The organism is Candidatus Methylomirabilota bacterium (assembly GCA_036005065.1).
Lineage (GTDB): Bacteria > Methylomirabilota > Methylomirabilia > Rokubacteriales > DASRDR01 > DASYQW01.
Genome location: DASYQW010000348.1, coordinates 1 through 13,665 on the forward strand (window position 1 = coordinate 1; position 13,665 = coordinate 13,665).

Consider the following 13,665-nt stretch of genomic DNA (forward strand, 5'->3'; position numbering starts at 1 on the left):
GTGGTGCTGAACCGCCGGGCGCGGATGCTCGAGGAGGCGATCGCCGACGCAAGGAGCGCCGAGGCGCGCACCCGGCTTGTAGCCAAGTTCGAGGAGGTGCTCTCCCAGCTCGATGTCGCTCGGGCGGCGGTCACGCGCCCGGCCGAGCCTGAGCCGGCCCTGCTCTCGCCCGAGATCCTTCGTCGGCTGGAGGTGCTCAAGCACCCGGCTGCTGCGTGGCAGCGGTTCCGTCAACGGACCCGGAAGGAGATCGTCCGAGCCCTCGCCGAGACGGTCTGGATCTACCCAGACGCCGATGGCTACGTCCTGGTCATGGACTGGCACGGCGAGGGACGCGCCGCGGCAAAGGTCCAGACCGTCCGGCGGAAGAAGGTCTACTACATTCCGGAGGAGATCAGGGCGCTCTTCTCCGAGGGCGATGGGGGACCGGGTACTCGGCTTCCCGATGACTCTGATCCACGCCATCCGGACGGTGAAGACGCAGCTCTTTCGTCGTTGGAACGCGAGGTTACGGTCCACGCCGACGTCGACGCTGTGATTGGTAGAAAGGCAGTTCGTTCCTGGACGAGCTGCCGGAGTTCCGGGCCCACGTCCTGGAAACCTTGCGGCAGCCGCTCGAGGACGGATTGGTGGTGATCTCACGCGCGAGCGCCAGCCTCACGTTTCCGGCGGAGTTCCAGCTCGTGGGCGCCACGAACTTCTGCCGGCGTGGCTGTCGCGACCTGGGGACGTGCGCGTGCACGCCGGCCGAGCGGGCGGCCTACCTGGGGCGGCTGTCGGGGCCGCTCCTGGACCGGATCGATCTGCACCTCGAGGTACCCCCCGTCCCCTACCGGGATCTGGAGGCGCCGGCAGCGGGCGAGGGGTCGCCGGCGATCCGGAAGCGGGTCATCGCGGCGCGCCAGCGCCAGCGGGAGCGCTGGGGACGGGGCCGCTTCCGGGTGAACGGCCGAATGCTGCCGCGGCAGGTAGCGCGCTACTGCGGCCTCACGCGGGAAGGCCGGCAGGTCCTCGGCCATGCCGTGGACCGGCTCGGGCTCTCGGCGCGCGCCCACGATCGCGTCCTCAAGGTGGCGCGCACGATCGCGGACCTGGCGGCTCGGGAGGCGATCGGGCCGGAGCACCTCGCGGAGGCGCTCACCTACCGGGGGATCGAGCGGCGCCTTTCCTGACTCGGGGCCGGACGCGGCGACGGGTAGTGGCGATGGGGTCGGCGGGGTGGTGCCACGCGCGGCGCCAGAGAGCCTCACGCTCCCCGGCGCCGCGGGCGCGATCCCTCTCTACTTGTAGCCGCGGCGGACCTGGCCGCGGATCTCGCCGTCGGGAAACTTTGCGGTCTTCAGGTTGACGTAGGTCAGGCCCTGACGGATGGCACGCAGGGCTTCCTGGAACTCTGCGGCCGCGATCCCCTGGGCCGCCGGGCCGAGGATCTCGCTCGCATTCAGGGTCCCTTCGACGGTGCCCGGGGACGGCGGGCAGGCCGGGGTCGTCGCGGTGGCCGGGTTCACGCACAGGACCGCGATGAGCCCGCCGTTGGCGGCCGACTGGGCGAAGTGAAGCTCCGCGGTCGACGGCACGCCCTCGAGGTCCCGATAGGACAGCTTGTACTCGAGCACCGTGCCGTCCGTGGTGACCCGCGCGGTGAACTCGCCCTTGCCGTTGGTGGAGACTGCCGGCACCTCCTCGTAGCCCCGCAGGTACGCCTTGTGCTTGCCCTTCTCGTCGTCCTCGTGAGCAGGACCGGGACCGCCGAACGCAGGCGCGACGAAAGCCGCGAGCAGGGCCGCAGGAGCCGCCAGTGTCGTGACCATCCGCTTCATGTCGCCGCCTCCCTTTCCGTGTTGGGTGCTTCTCGAACGCAGTGGAGAGGGAAGCAAGGTTCGCGCCACGACGCGCCGGAAGCCGGGGGTGTGTTCCGCAGCCCATTTGCGGGTTTGTTCTTCCCAGCTGGGACGGTCCGCGCGGGGGGATATCCCGCGCCTGACAATTTCTTGCCCTCGCCCGGACGTGATTCGTCGCTCCACTCTCGGCTGGGACGCGCGCGCGCGCCCGCCCCGTGTCCGACTCAGGAAGCTCCCGCCAGCGGAAACGATTACGTCTGCTCCCGTCTTTACGCGGCCCCTGCCGATCCCCGAGGATGAGGGCACGCCGGAACCATCGGCGGCCATCCGGCCGCGAACCCGAGGAGAGGAGGATCGACTTCTGGGCTACCCCCTGACCACCTACGGGCTTCTCGCCAAGTCGCACTGGCGGGCGCATCGCCCCTCGATGTACCGGGCTCTCGAGGATGCCGGCAAGCTCGAAGCCGCTCTCTATGCGGCGCAGGAGCGGACGCACGATCAGCTCCTGGCCCTGCTGAGCCGCGGCTGCGGTTTCTACGAGGCCTGGGAGAAGGTTCGGGGAAAGTGGCTTCTCCTCCCCGATGAGCGCGCGGTCCCGATCCTCCCGTTCGATCCCGCCGATCTGGTCCCGCCGGCGAAGCTCCTCCAGTACCGAAGGCGCGGTGCCTGAGACCAGCCGGCCGGGTGGCCGACCGGCTTCACGCTCCGCTATACTGGACGCCACCACCGAGGTGGGAGGGAGGTCGGCGGTGCGTGAAGGGGTTCGTCTGGACCGTCAGCACACGGCCCTGCTGATCGTCGATGTCCAGGAGCGCCTGTTCGGAGCGATGGATCCCGAGCAGCGCGAGGCCATGGTCCGCAACCTCAAGATCCTGGCGACCGGTGCCCGCCGGCTCGCGATGCCCGTCATCGTCACCGAGCAGTACCCGAAGGCACTCGGCCATACCCTGTCGGAGGTGCGCGACGCCCTGGGCACGGTGGAGCCGATCAGCAAGGTCGCGTTCAGCTGCTGCGCGGTCGACGGGTTCACCGACGGGTTGCGCCGGCTCGGGGCGCAGGCCGTCGTGGTCTCCGGTCTCGAGACCCACGTCTGCGTCCTGATGACGGCCCTCGATCTCCTGGCCGAGGGCTTCGCGGTCCACGTGCCCGCCGACGCGACGGTCTCCCGGATGCGCCCGAACTGGGAGATCGGCCTCGCCCTGCTGCGGGGCGAGGGGGTCGTCGTCACCACCACGGAGACCGTGCTGTTCCAGCTCCTCCGGCAGGCCGACACCGACGACTTCCGCGCGCTCGCGCCCTTCCTGAAGTAACCGCGGTGCCGCGCTACTTCGACATCCGCTCGACCGTGCTCGTCGTGGTCGGCCATGGCCTGCTCGCCGAAGAGGAGGACCGACCGATCGCCTACGAGCTGAAGCGGACCATCAACGAGCGTGGTCGCGGGACGGACTCGCAAGCGGGGGTCGTGGTCACCGACCTGTGGATGCTGCAGAACGAGATGGCGGAGTTCTTCCCCGCGATCGCGCTCGGGGGCCCCAGCGTCAACGCCTTCACGACGCAGATCTACGAGGATCTGCCGGTGGCCTACACCCGGGGCCAGCGGGTGTTCATCCAGATCGACCCGGAGGGAGCCGGCAAGCGGGCCGCCGTGTGGGGCATGGACCGCGAGGCCACCCGCGAGGGCAGTCAGGTCTTCGTCGCGGACGGCTTCCTGGATCGGTTCCTGGACCTCGTCTGGCGGCGCGGCGGCCGGTGACGGCCCGACCGCCGTCCCGCGCGATCCGCGTCGCGGTCGACGTGATCATCGAGCTTCCGGAGGGCGCCATCGTGCTGATCGCGCGGCGCAACCCGCCGATCGGCTGGGCCCTTCCCGGCGGGTTCGTGGAGTTCGGGGAGACGCTGGAGGCGGCGGCCGTGCGGGAGGCGCGCGAGGAGACCGGCCTCGCGATCGAGCTCTCGCGGCAGTTCCACACCTATTCGGATCCCGCCCGCGATCCGCGCGGCCACACGATCTCGACGGTGTTCATCGCGCGGGGGAGCGGCACGCCGCGCGCGGGAAGCGACGCCCGGGAGATCGGAACGTTCCGGCGCGAGACCCTCCCTCAGCCCCTGGTCTTCGACCACGCCCAGATTCTCGACGACTACGACCGCCGCCGCTACTGAGCCGCGCGCGCGGTCCGGGTCCCGAGAGGTGGGGGAGGTCTCGAAGGGGGCCGTCGAGCCCCCTGCCGATGTAACGCTCGCCATTCCGAGCGCGGGCTTTGCCCGCGCAACCGGGTCCTGGGGGAGGTCTCGGAGGGGGCCGTCGAGGCCCCCTCCGATGCATCTAGGAGCGGGGCTTGAGGCGCGGGGCCGGCCTGGGCGGCACGTTCGTGTAGAGCACGGTGCCGTCGCCCTCCACCTGTCGATAGATCTCCTGCGGCGCTTGGGTGGCGGTTCCAACCGGCCTCGAGCCGTTGGCGGCCGAGCCGCTCGCTCCGGACCCGCCGACGCCCTGATACAGCGCGCGCACCTTCCGCACGTAGTCCTGTGTCTCCGGGTAGGGCGGCACCCCCTGATGGGTGCGCACGGCGACTTCGCCCGCATTGTAGGCGGCGAGGGCGAGCGTCACGTCGCCCGAGAAGCGCTCGAGCAGGTCACGCAGGTGACGGACGCCGCCGTCCACGTTCTGCTGGGGGTCGAAGGCGTTCCGGACGCCCAGCTCCGCGGAGCGCTGGGGCATGAGCTGCATGAGTCCCTGGGCGCCCTTCCGGGAGACCGCCCGGGGATTGCCGGCCGACTCCACGACGACCACCGCCTGCACCAGGCGGGGATCGACCCGGTAGCGGCTCGAGGCCAGCTGGATCAACTCGGCAAAGGGTGTCGGGGCCGCGCTGCGGGTGATGGAGCGCGGCGCGGGCTGCGGTTCGATCCAGCCGGGCAGCCCACGATAGCGCGGATCGGATGGCGCGTTGGTGAAGTGTACGACTCCGGAGGCATCCTCGAAGCGGAACATCCCGGCCTCGGCCGGCCCGACGAGCACGAGTCCGGCCAGCACGCCCAACCAGCACGCATTCCCGGCGCCCTTCTTGATCATAGGGCGCTCATTCTAGGGAATGGCCCGCGAGCCTGTCAAGTTTCCGAGCTTCCGTAGTGGCTCTGCCCCACGCCCGATCAATTCCCAGATGGGACGTCGAGGCAACGAGCTCGGCGTCGGACGGAGACGTCGGAGGAAAGACGGGATCAGTCGCGGTGAAGCGCGAGGCCCAGAAGATGGGCCGGTCGATCGGCGTCGCTCGCGACGCCGACCTCGATGGCATAGGCGTGGGCCGGCTGAGCATGGAAGCGCAGGCCAGCCGAGCCGAGGGCGACCGGGGTCGACGAGTCCGCGGGCAGGATCCGGACCGTGACCGCGGCGCCCATGACCGAGGGCTCGACCCTCCAGCGACCCTCCGGGATCTCCAGGTCCGCGAGGCGCCCGGGCTCTCCGGTCCGGAGGACGGTGCCCAGCCGGCCCTGCGGGTCGAGGCGGGCGACCGTTGTCGGCGCCGTCGCGAAGAGATACCCCGGAATCGTCACCCGCGAGGGCCCGCGCTGGATCCCGACCGCCCCCTCTCGGCGCACCCACATGTAGAAGCGCGCGGGCTGGGGATCGTCGCCCTCGATCTGCACGCACTGGTACCACCGCGGGAAGCGTGGATCGCGCTCCATCTCGATCCCGCTCCGATAGATGAAGGATCGAGAGTCGCCGGCGAGCCCGCCGACGATGAGGTCGGGTGCCCGCTCGAGGACGTATCCCCCGTCGCCCAGTTCGTGACCTCGGTGCCCTCGGCCGAAGCTCGCGGGACGGTGGGTGGCGAGGTATCGATCGTTGAGTCCCAGCATGTCGAGGGCCGGGAGCTGGGAATAGTAGGGCATGATCCCCGCCGAATCGACGGCGAGCAGCGGCCGCTGGGGGCCGAAGGCTTGTCGGAGGACGTTGCCGATCACGACCCGCCGCCACGTGACCGGGGGGCGGACGATCAGGGCGTTTCGGTTCGAGAGATCCACCTGGCCCGCCACCGTGTGAAGGGCGATCGCCAGCCCGGCCCCCACCCACGCGGCGACGCGCCAACCGTCGCCCCGCCCGACCGTCCAGGCCAGCGTCTCGACCAGGAGCAGCACCATGAGGATCACGCTCGGGACCAGCAGTCGGTGCAGGTGCATGGGGTCTCCGCCGGCCACCACCACGTAGGCCGTCCAGGCCCCGAGGAGGAAGAGGACGAGGCCGATGCGGGCACGCCGGCGAGGGTCGACGACGGTGACGCCGACGGCGAGCAGGGTGGCGAGCCACAGGATCCCCAGGGGCAGGAGCGCACGCTCGATCGAATCGAGCCCGACCAGCAGGCGGCGCGAGGTGAGGGCGACCTTGACCCGGGCCGTGTTGGGGATCCAGTCGCCGTAGTAGGCGAGCCGAAACGCGAGCTGACCCAGCACGGCGAGCGCGGGCACCGCGCCGACGCGCACGAGCGCGCGCCAGCCGTCGCCGCCTCGGGCGCGGAACACCGCGATGCCGGCACCGCCGACGAGCGCGAACAGCGGGCCGTCAGGTCGCGTCAGGCAGAGGAGACCGAGGGGAATCCCCGGCTTGAGGGCATCGCGCCAGCGGAGGGGCGCCGGGGCCTGGCCTTCCACGAGCCCGAAGCTCAGCACGGCGGCGCCGGCGAGCAGCGCAGCGACGAGGGGTTGCTCCAGCCCGGCGGTGGCCCAGTAGGCGACCGACGGCGAGAGCGCCAGCGCCAGCGCCCCGGCGGCCGCTGGCAGGAGAGAGCCCGGGCTGGATGCGCGGGCGGCGATGACCACGATCACCAGCGCCGCGCTCATCGTGGCCAGCCCGAGGCTGCGGGCGGCGTCCACCAGGCCGACACCCAGCGCGCCGAGCCCGGCGCAGGCCAACAGCCACAGGAGGTTCGAGTAGCCCTCGACGTGTTCCCCGTCGGTCCACGTCAGACCGTGGCCCGCCAGGAGGCGCTGCGCGTAGCGGAGCGAGATGTAGGCGTCGTCGACCAGATAGGGCGGGTAGCGCAAGGCGTGGACGACCAGGATGATGACGCCGGCCCCGGCAATGGCCGCGACGGCGATCCAGGAGGGGGCCGCGCGCCGGGCGCGGCCCGCCGCGCGAGGCGCCGGTTCCGCGGGGTCCGGCGAAGTTCCTCGCCGGTCGGACGGTGACGGAGCCGCCTCGATGGCGACCGGACGCAGCACGTGTCCCACCGGGGTATCTTACGCGGCTCGGCCTCCGATCTTCTTCAGTTTTGCGGTCTCAGTCTCACCTGGGACGCGGTGGGGTCAGTTCCCTCCGACGCCGACGAGCGCCGCCGCGTCGGGCTCCGGGCGGCGCCGTGCCCACCCGCCGGGCAGGGCGAGGCGGAGCACCTCGGCCACCGTCGAGACGAGGTGGATGGCGAGGCTGGCCCGTACCTCGGCCGGGACGTCCTCCAGCAGCGCTTTCTCGTTTTGCCGCGGCAGGATCACCGTCGTGATACCGGCCCGGTGCGCGGCCAGGACCTTCTCCTTGATGCCGCCGACCGGAAGGACGCGACCGGTCAGGGTGATCTCGCCCGTCATGGCGAGCCGCGGGTGGACGGCCTGGCCGGTGAGGAGCGAGACCAGCGCCGTCGCCAGCGTGATGCCGGCCGAAGGGCCATCCTTCGGGATGGCGCCGGCGGGCACGTGCAGGTGGACGTCGTACTCGGCCCAGAAGGACGGATCGATGCCGAGCTCGTGCGCGTGCGCGCGCACCCACGACACGGCGGCCTGGGCCGACTCCTTCATGACGTCACCCAGCTGGCCGGTGATCGTCAGCGACCTCCCGCCTTTCATCCTGGAGGCCTCGATGAAGAGGATGTCCCCGCCGGCCGGGGTCCAGGCCAGACCGACCGCCACCCCCGGCACCCGAGTCCGCTCCTCGAGCTCTTCCTCGAGGAGGAAGCGCGGCGCCCCCAGCAGGGCCGTGACGCGCTCCGGCGTGATCGTGACCGGAGTCGAGTCCCCTTCCGCGCGCCGCCGGGCCACCTTCCGGGAGAGCGAGGCGATCTCGCGCTCGAGATTCCGGACCCCGGCCTCGCGCGTGTAGCTTCGCACGAGCAGTCGGAGCGTCTCGTCGGTGAAGGCGACGTCCTGGTCCAGCGTCAGGCCGTGTTCCCGGGCCTGCTTGGGACCGAGGTAGCGACGCGCGATCTCGATCTTTTCGTCCTCGGTGTAGCCCGACAGCTGGATGACCTCCATCCGGTCCCGGAGCGCCGGAGGGATCGGGTCCAGGAGGTTGGCGGTGGTGATGAACAGGACCCGCGAAAGATCGAAGGGCACGTCGAGATAGTGGTCCCGGAAAGTCGAGTTCTGTTCGGGGTCCAGCACCTCGAGGAGTGCGGAGGCCGGGTCGCCCCGGAAGTCGTAGCCCAGCTTGTCCACCTCGTCGAGCATGAACACGGGGTTGCGGGACTCGGTGCGGCATAACCCCTGGATGATCTGGCCGGGAAGGGCCCCGATGTAGGTCCGCCGGTGGCCCCGAATCTCGGCCTCGTCCCGCATCCCGCCGAGCGAGATGCGGTGGAACTTCCGGCCCAGCGCGCGGGCGATCGACCGGCCCAGGGACGTCTTGCCGACGCCCGGCGGGCCGACGAAGCAGATGATCGGGTCCTTGCCCTCGGGGTGGATCTTTCGCACGGCCAGGTACTCGAGGATCCGGTCCTTGATCTTGGGGAGACCCCAGTGGTCCTCGTCGAGCACGGCGCGGGCGCGCCCGAGGTCGATCTCGTCGCGGGTCTCCTTCTGCCAGGGGAGCGAGACGAGCCATTCGAGGTAGGTCCGAGCCACGGTGTACTCGGCCGCCGCCGGCGGCATCTTGGCCAGCCGGTCGAGCTCCCGGAGCGCCTCGCGGTTGGCCTCCTCCGACATGCCGGCGGCCTCGATCTTCTTTCGCAGCTCGGCGATCTCCTCCCCCCGCTCGTCGCCCTCGCCGAGCTCCTTCTGGATCGCCTTCATCTGCTCGCGGAGGTAATACTCACGCTGGGTCTTCGACATCTCGCTCTGGATCTGCGATTGGATCTTCGAGCCGAGCTCCAGGACCTCCGCTTCCTTGGCGAGGGCTTCGACGAGGTGCCCGAGCCGCGCCTTGACCTCCGAGGTCTCGAGCAGAACCTGCTTGCGTTCCGACGTGAGCGAGGGCAGGACCGCCGCGATGAGATCGGCCATCTGCCCCGCATCGCCGGCCGACGCCACGAGCGTGGCCAGCTCGTCGGCCAGCATGGGCGACAACTCCACGATCCGCTGGAACGTGGCCAGCGCCTGGCGCGCCAGGGCCTCGGCTTCGATGTCGTCCGGCGCGGGGTCGACGTCGGGTAGCGGCTCGATGCGCGCCTTGAAGTACGGCGTCCTCTGGGTGAACGCGACGATGCGGAACCGCTCGAGCCCCTGGATGACCAGCCGGATGGTCCCGTCGGGCTGCTTGAGCATCTTGTGGACGACGGCGACCGTCCCGACCCCGTGGAGGTCGTCGCCCGTGGGCGCCTCCTGCGAGGCATCCCGCTGGGTCACGACCCCGATGAGTCGCGAGCCCAGCACGGCCTCGTCCACGAGCCGGACCGAGGCCGGGCGGGCCACCGCGAGCGGGAGTACCGCCTGCGGGAAGAGTACCGCTTCCCGGAGGGGGAGGAGGGGAAGCTCGTCCGGGGTGGCCGGCCGCTTGGCCCGCTCGCCCTCTGCCGCCTTGGTCTCGACCGCGACCGTTGGCTCGCTCATCCGATCACCTGTCACTCGCCTGTCGGTGACCCGGGCCGATCGATCAGGCCGTCTCTTCCGGTACGGCTCGAGCGCGCACCGGTGCCGCGTCCACGCGGAGCTGTTCCCGCTCCCAGGCCTCCTGGCAGCGGGTGCAGCGGACCGCGAACGGATGCGCGCGCAGCCGGATCCCGTTGATCGGTTCCTCGCACACCTCGCACCGGCCGTAGCTCCCTTCCTCCATCTTCTTGAGCGCGAGGTCGATCTGGGCCAGCATCCCGGCCCGGCGATCGGCCACGGCGAAGCCCATCTCGTCGTCGGGGCTGAGCCCCGGGCGGTCGCCGAAGGGTGTTCCCTCGATCTTCTCCCGCTCGGTCGCCTCGCGACGGCCTTCACGCTCCTCGCGCAGCTTGGCCACGAGCTCGGCCCGCTTGGCGAGCAGGAGGGCCTTGAGCTCCGCCTGGACCACGGCGGGGTTCGTTTTTTCGACGGCCGCGGGCTTTCTGGCCGGCGGTCCCTTGACGGGCGCCGGGCGCTTCACGGCGGCGGGGCCCTTCACGGCCGCCGCGCGCTTGACGGCCGCCGAGCTCTTGCCGGGTCGTGTTCGTGCCATTCCCTCCTCCTCGGGTGCCTCCGTGGACCGGAGCGCAGGTCTAGAGGACATCGAGCTTCTGTAGGTGCCGGTCGGCGACGCGCACGAGGGCCGACGCCTCGGCCCCCTCCGGGTATCGGTCGGCGCCACCCTCCTGGCGCCCGTGGGACGCCAGCTCCTCGAGCTCCTTCTGCATCTGAAGCATCTGCCGCCTCATCCTTAAGATGATCTCGACCCCTGCCAGATTCACGCCCAGGTCGCGCGTCAGGCGCAGGATGCGCCGGACGTCGTCGACGTCCTCGGCCGAGTAGAGCCGGGTGCGACCCACCGTCCGGCTCGGCCGGACCAGCCCTTTCCGCTCGTAGAGGCGGAGAGTCTGGGGGTGGACGTGCAGCATGTCCGCCACCACCCCGATGAGGTAGAGGGGCCGACCGGGGTCGCTCACCGCGGCCCCCGCATCGGCGCTGGAACTGGAACCGAGCCGTGCCTCATCGCGCCTCCTTCGGCATTCCTCGGCCATGGCCCCACAACCCTGCCCGCGGGTCCTCGGGCAGGAGCCGCTGGAGAGCCCGGAGGACTTCCTCCAGCGTGGAATCCGTCTGCTTCGGGATCACCACCCGCACCACCACGAACAGTTCGCCGCGGCCTTCTCGATCGAGCCGCTGGCAGCCCTTTCCGCGGAGCCGGAAGGTCTGCCCACTCTGCGTTCCCGCCGGCACCGTGATGACGGCCGGACCGTCGAGGGTGGGGACCGGGATCCGCGACCCCAGCGCCGCCTCGGGGACCGTCAGCGGCACCTCGCAGTAGAGGTTGTCCCCCTTCCGAGTGAAGAACGGATGGGGCCGGACCCGCGTGATCACCACCAGGTCTCCTCGCGCCCCGGGCGCCCGGACGGCATGCCCCTCTCCGGGAACGCGGATCTGGGCGCCCGTATCGACGCCCGGCGGGATCTCCACCCGAACCCGGGCGCGCCGGGACGCGGTCCCCCGCCCCGCGCAGGCGGCACACGGCTCGGGCAGCCGCCACCCGGTGGCGCCGCAGGCTTCACAGCGGGTCGCCACGGCGGTGGCCCGTTCGATCACGAGGCGGACCGGGTGCCCCTCGCACGCCAGGCAGCGCATGGCGTGTCCACCGCCGGCCCCCCCGGTGCCCTGGCACGCCGCGCACGGCTCCTGCCGCGTGACGTCGAGAACGGCCGAGACGCCATGGAGCGCCTCCTCGAACTCGATCTCGATCGGGTAGTGGAGATCGTCTCCCCTGAGCGCCGGCTCCTCCCGCTCGGCGGGGCCCGGGTCGAAGGCCCGGTGCCCGAGACGGTCGTACAGCGCCCGCGCCCGGGAATCGTTCAGGACCCGATAGGCCTCGGTGATCTCCTCGAACAGTCCGGCAGCGCGCTCGTCCCAGACGTTGACGTCGGGGGAATGCTGGCGGGCCAGCCGTCGGTAGGCCCGGCGGATCTCCAGGGGCGTCGCCTGCCGGGACACCCCGAGGACGTCGTAGTAGTCTCGCTTGCGCATCACGACGCCCTCGGGGCTCCCCGGGCGGGGCCCTCAGTGCTTCCCGCCGAGGTCCTCGAACTCCGCGTCCACGACCTCCCCTTCGGCCGTGCGGGTCTTGCCATCGGACGCTCCGGTCGCCCCCGACGCGCCGGGCGGCTGCTGCTTGCCCTGCGCCTCGCGGTACAGCACCTCGGCCATCTTGTGCGAGGCGCGCGTCAGCGCCTCCGAAGCCCGCTGGATCCGCTCGAGGTCGTCGCCCGTCAGCGCCTCGCGGACTTCCTTGATCGCGTCCTCGATCGCCGCTTTGTCGGTCGCCGGGATCTTGTCGCCGCTTTCGTTGACCTGGCGCTCGATGTTGTAGGCGAGCGAGTCGGCCTGGTTCTTGACCTCGATCTCCTGCCGGCGCTTCTTGTCGTCTTCGGCGTTCGCCTCCGCCTCCCGCACCATCCGGTCGATGTCGTCCTTGGTCAAGCCGGAGGAGGCGGTGATCGTGATGGCCTGCTGCTTTCCGGTGGCCGTGTCCTTGGCCGACACGTTGAGGATGCCGTTGGCGTCGATGTCGAAGGTGACCTCGATCTGGGGCACCCCGCGCGGCGCCGTCGGGATTCCGACCAGGTGGAACTTGCCGAGGGTGCGGTTGTCCCGCGCCATCTGGCGCTCACCCTGGAGAACGTGGACCTCCACCGAGGTCTGGTTGTCGGCGGCCGTCGTGAAGGTCTCCGACTTGCGGGTCGGTATCGTCGTGTTCCGCGGGATCAGGGTCGTCATGACCCCGCCCAAGGTCTCGATGCCCAGTGACAGCGGTGTCACGTCGAGCAGGACGACGTCCTTGACCTCGCCCGCCAGCACCGCGGCCTGGATGGCGGCGCCGACCGCCACCACCTCGTCCGGGTTCACGCCCTTGTGCGGCTCCTTGCCGAACAGCTCGCGGACGACTTCCTGAACCTTCGGCATCCGCGTCTGCCCCCCGACCAGGATGACCTCGTCGATCTGCTTGGCCGACACCCCGGCGTCCTTCATGGCCTGACGGCACGGCTCCATCGTCCGCTCGATCAGGTCCGCCACCAGGGACTCGAGCTTGGCTCGCGTGAGCGTCATCACCAGATGCTTCGGACCGCTGGCGTCGGCGGTGATGAACGGCAGGTTGATCTCGGTCTGGAGCGTCGTGGACAGTTCGCACTTGGCTTTCTCGGCCGCCTCTTTCAGACGCTGCAGCGCCATGCGGTCCTTCCGCAGGTCGATGCCGTGCTCCTTGCGGAACTCCTCGGCGATCCAGTCGATGACCCGCTGGTCGAAGTCGTCACCGCCCAGGTGGGTATCGCCGTTGGTGGCCTTCACCTCGAAGACACCCTCGCCGAGCTCGAGAATCGAGATGTCGAAGGTGCCGCCGCCGAGGTCGTACACGGCGATGACCTCGTCCTTCTTCTTGTCGAGGCCGTAGGCGAGCGCGGCCGCGGTCGGCTCGTTGATGATCCGCAAGACCTCGAGCCCGGCCACCGTCCCGGCATCCTTGGTCGCCTGGCGCTGGCTGTCGTTGAAATAGGCGGGGACGGTGATGACGGCCTTGGTGACCTTCTCGCCCAGGTATGCCTCGGCGGCCTCCTTGAGCTTGCGGAGGATCATGGCCGAGACCTCGGGCGGGGAGTACACCTTGCCCCGGATATCCACGCGGGCGTCGCCGTTCGGGGCCTTGACGACCTTGTACGGGACGAGCTTGATCTCGTGGAGCACCTCGTCGTGGCGGCGTCCCATGAATCGCTTGATCGAGAAGACCGTGTTCTCGGGGTTCGTGATGGCCTGTCGCTTGGCCACCTGCCCGACGACGATCTCGCCTTCCTTCGTGAAGCCCACGACGGACGGGGTGAGGCGGCTCCCCTCCTGGTTGGGGATGACGACGGGCTCGCCGCCCTCGACGACCGCCACCACGGAGTTGGTGGTCCCCAGATCGATGCCGATAACCTTGGCCATATGTCCCTTCTCCTTCGTTCTGATCTCGTGC

At 70.5% G+C, this 13,665-nt stretch carries 14 protein-coding genes; 6 read left to right on the forward strand and 8 right to left on the reverse strand.

Annotation, left to right across the window (positions count from 1 at the left end; translation table 11 throughout):
- Both VGW35_23050 and VGW35_23055 read left to right on the forward strand, forming a co-directional pair.
- Window positions 1–636, forward strand: a 636-nt coding sequence (locus VGW35_23050; GenBank protein ID HEV8310550.1) for a hypothetical protein, incomplete at its 5' end; no start/stop codon positions are given.
- On the forward strand, window positions 603–1,172 hold the full coding sequence (locus VGW35_23055) for an ATP-binding protein (protein HEV8310551.1): 570 nt from the start codon (window positions 603–605) through the stop codon (window positions 1,170–1,172). The genes VGW35_23050 and VGW35_23055, both read left to right, overlap by 34 nt.
- Window positions 1,173–1,280: 108 nt before the next feature.
- On the opposite strand, the gene VGW35_23060 is transcribed toward VGW35_23055, so the two are convergent.
- On the reverse strand, window positions 1,281–1,820 hold the full coding sequence (locus VGW35_23060) for a CHRD domain-containing protein (protein HEV8310552.1): 540 nt from the start codon (window positions 1,818–1,820) through the stop codon (window positions 1,281–1,283).
- 448 nt (window positions 1,821–2,268) lie between these two features.
- Between VGW35_23060 and VGW35_23065 the strand changes: the two genes are divergently transcribed.
- From VGW35_23065 to VGW35_23080, 4 genes are all read left to right on the forward strand, one after another.
- Window positions 2,269–2,511, forward strand: coding sequence for a hypothetical protein (locus VGW35_23065; protein ID HEV8310553.1), 243 nt, complete (start codon window positions 2,269–2,271; stop codon window positions 2,509–2,511).
- 79 nt (window positions 2,512–2,590) lie between these two features.
- Window positions 2,591–3,151, forward strand: a complete 561-nt coding sequence (locus tag VGW35_23070) for an isochorismatase family protein (protein HEV8310554.1) — start codon at window positions 2,591–2,593, stop codon at window positions 3,149–3,151.
- A 5-nt stretch (window positions 3,152–3,156) separates the two neighbouring features.
- Window positions 3,157–3,594 carry a hypothetical protein gene (locus tag VGW35_23075; GenBank protein ID HEV8310555.1) on the forward strand — a complete coding sequence of 146 codons (438 nt, stop codon included), beginning with the start codon at window positions 3,157–3,159 and terminating at the stop codon, window positions 3,592–3,594.
- Window positions 3,591–4,001: an NUDIX hydrolase gene (locus VGW35_23080; GenBank protein HEV8310556.1), complete on the forward strand. Its 411-nt coding sequence runs from the start codon at window positions 3,591–3,593 to the stop codon at window positions 3,999–4,001. Before VGW35_23075 ends, VGW35_23080 begins: the two co-directional genes overlap by 4 nt.
- Before the next feature lie 163 nt (window positions 4,002–4,164).
- Here the strand turns inward: VGW35_23080 and VGW35_23085 are convergent, their stop codons facing one another.
- The 7 genes from VGW35_23085 to dnaK form a co-directional block, all read right to left on the reverse strand.
- A complete protein-coding gene (locus VGW35_23085) occupies window positions 4,165–4,914 on the reverse strand; it encodes a transglycosylase SLT domain-containing protein (GenBank protein HEV8310557.1) in 750 nt (249 codons plus the stop codon).
- 146 nt (window positions 4,915–5,060) lie between these two features.
- A complete protein-coding gene (locus tag VGW35_23090) occupies window positions 5,061–7,070 on the reverse strand; it encodes a hypothetical protein (protein HEV8310558.1) in 2,010 nt (669 codons plus the stop codon).
- Between the two features lie 75 nt (window positions 7,071–7,145).
- The gene (gene lon, locus VGW35_23095) at window positions 7,146–9,596 is read right to left on the reverse strand and encodes an endopeptidase La (GenBank protein ID HEV8310559.1); all 2,451 of its coding nucleotides are present in this window, start codon (window positions 9,594–9,596) and stop codon (window positions 7,146–7,148) included.
- Window positions 9,597–9,639: 43 nt separating this feature from the next.
- Window positions 9,640–10,188 (reverse strand): TraR/DksA family transcriptional regulator, encoded by a 549-nt coding sequence (locus VGW35_23100; GenBank protein HEV8310560.1) that lies wholly within the window; start codon window positions 10,186–10,188, stop codon window positions 9,640–9,642.
- Between the two features lie 40 nt (window positions 10,189–10,228).
- Window positions 10,229–10,612, reverse strand: a complete 384-nt coding sequence (locus VGW35_23105) for a helix-turn-helix transcriptional regulator (protein HEV8310561.1) — start codon at window positions 10,610–10,612, stop codon at window positions 10,229–10,231.
- A gap of 43 nt (window positions 10,613–10,655) precedes the next feature.
- A complete protein-coding gene (locus VGW35_23110; GenBank protein ID HEV8310562.1) occupies window positions 10,656–11,684 on the reverse strand; it encodes a J domain-containing protein in 1,029 nt (342 codons plus the stop codon).
- A gap of 33 nt (window positions 11,685–11,717) precedes the next feature.
- A complete protein-coding gene (gene dnaK, locus VGW35_23115; protein HEV8310563.1) occupies window positions 11,718–13,634 on the reverse strand; it encodes a molecular chaperone DnaK in 1,917 nt (638 codons plus the stop codon).
- Window positions 13,635–13,665 lie beyond the last annotated feature (31 nt).

What these genes read in the sequence shown, in the direction of transcription:
- VGW35_23110 (HEV8310562.1), bottom strand. Translation starts at nt 11,684, where the DNA reads ATGCGCAAGCGAGACTACTACGACGTCCTCGGGGTGTCCCGGCAGGCG.
- VGW35_23060 (HEV8310552.1), bottom strand. Translation starts at nt 1,820, where the DNA reads ATGAAGCGGATGGTCACGACACTGGCGGCTCCTGCGGCCCTGCTCGCG.
- VGW35_23065 (HEV8310553.1), top strand. Translation starts at nt 2,269, where the DNA reads ATGTACCGGGCTCTCGAGGATGCCGGCAAGCTCGAAGCCGCTCTCTAT.
- dnaK (HEV8310563.1), bottom strand. Translation starts at nt 13,634, where the DNA reads ATGGCCAAGGTTATCGGCATCGATCTGGGGACCACCAACTCCGTGGTG.
- VGW35_23100 (HEV8310560.1), bottom strand. Translation starts at nt 10,188, where the DNA reads ATGGCACGAACACGACCCGGCAAGAGCTCGGCGGCCGTCAAGCGCGCG.
- lon (HEV8310559.1), bottom strand. Translation starts at nt 9,596, where the DNA reads ATGAGCGAGCCAACGGTCGCGGTCGAGACCAAGGCGGCAGAGGGCGAG.
- VGW35_23085 (HEV8310557.1), bottom strand. Translation starts at nt 4,914, where the DNA reads ATGATCAAGAAGGGCGCCGGGAATGCGTGCTGGTTGGGCGTGCTGGCC.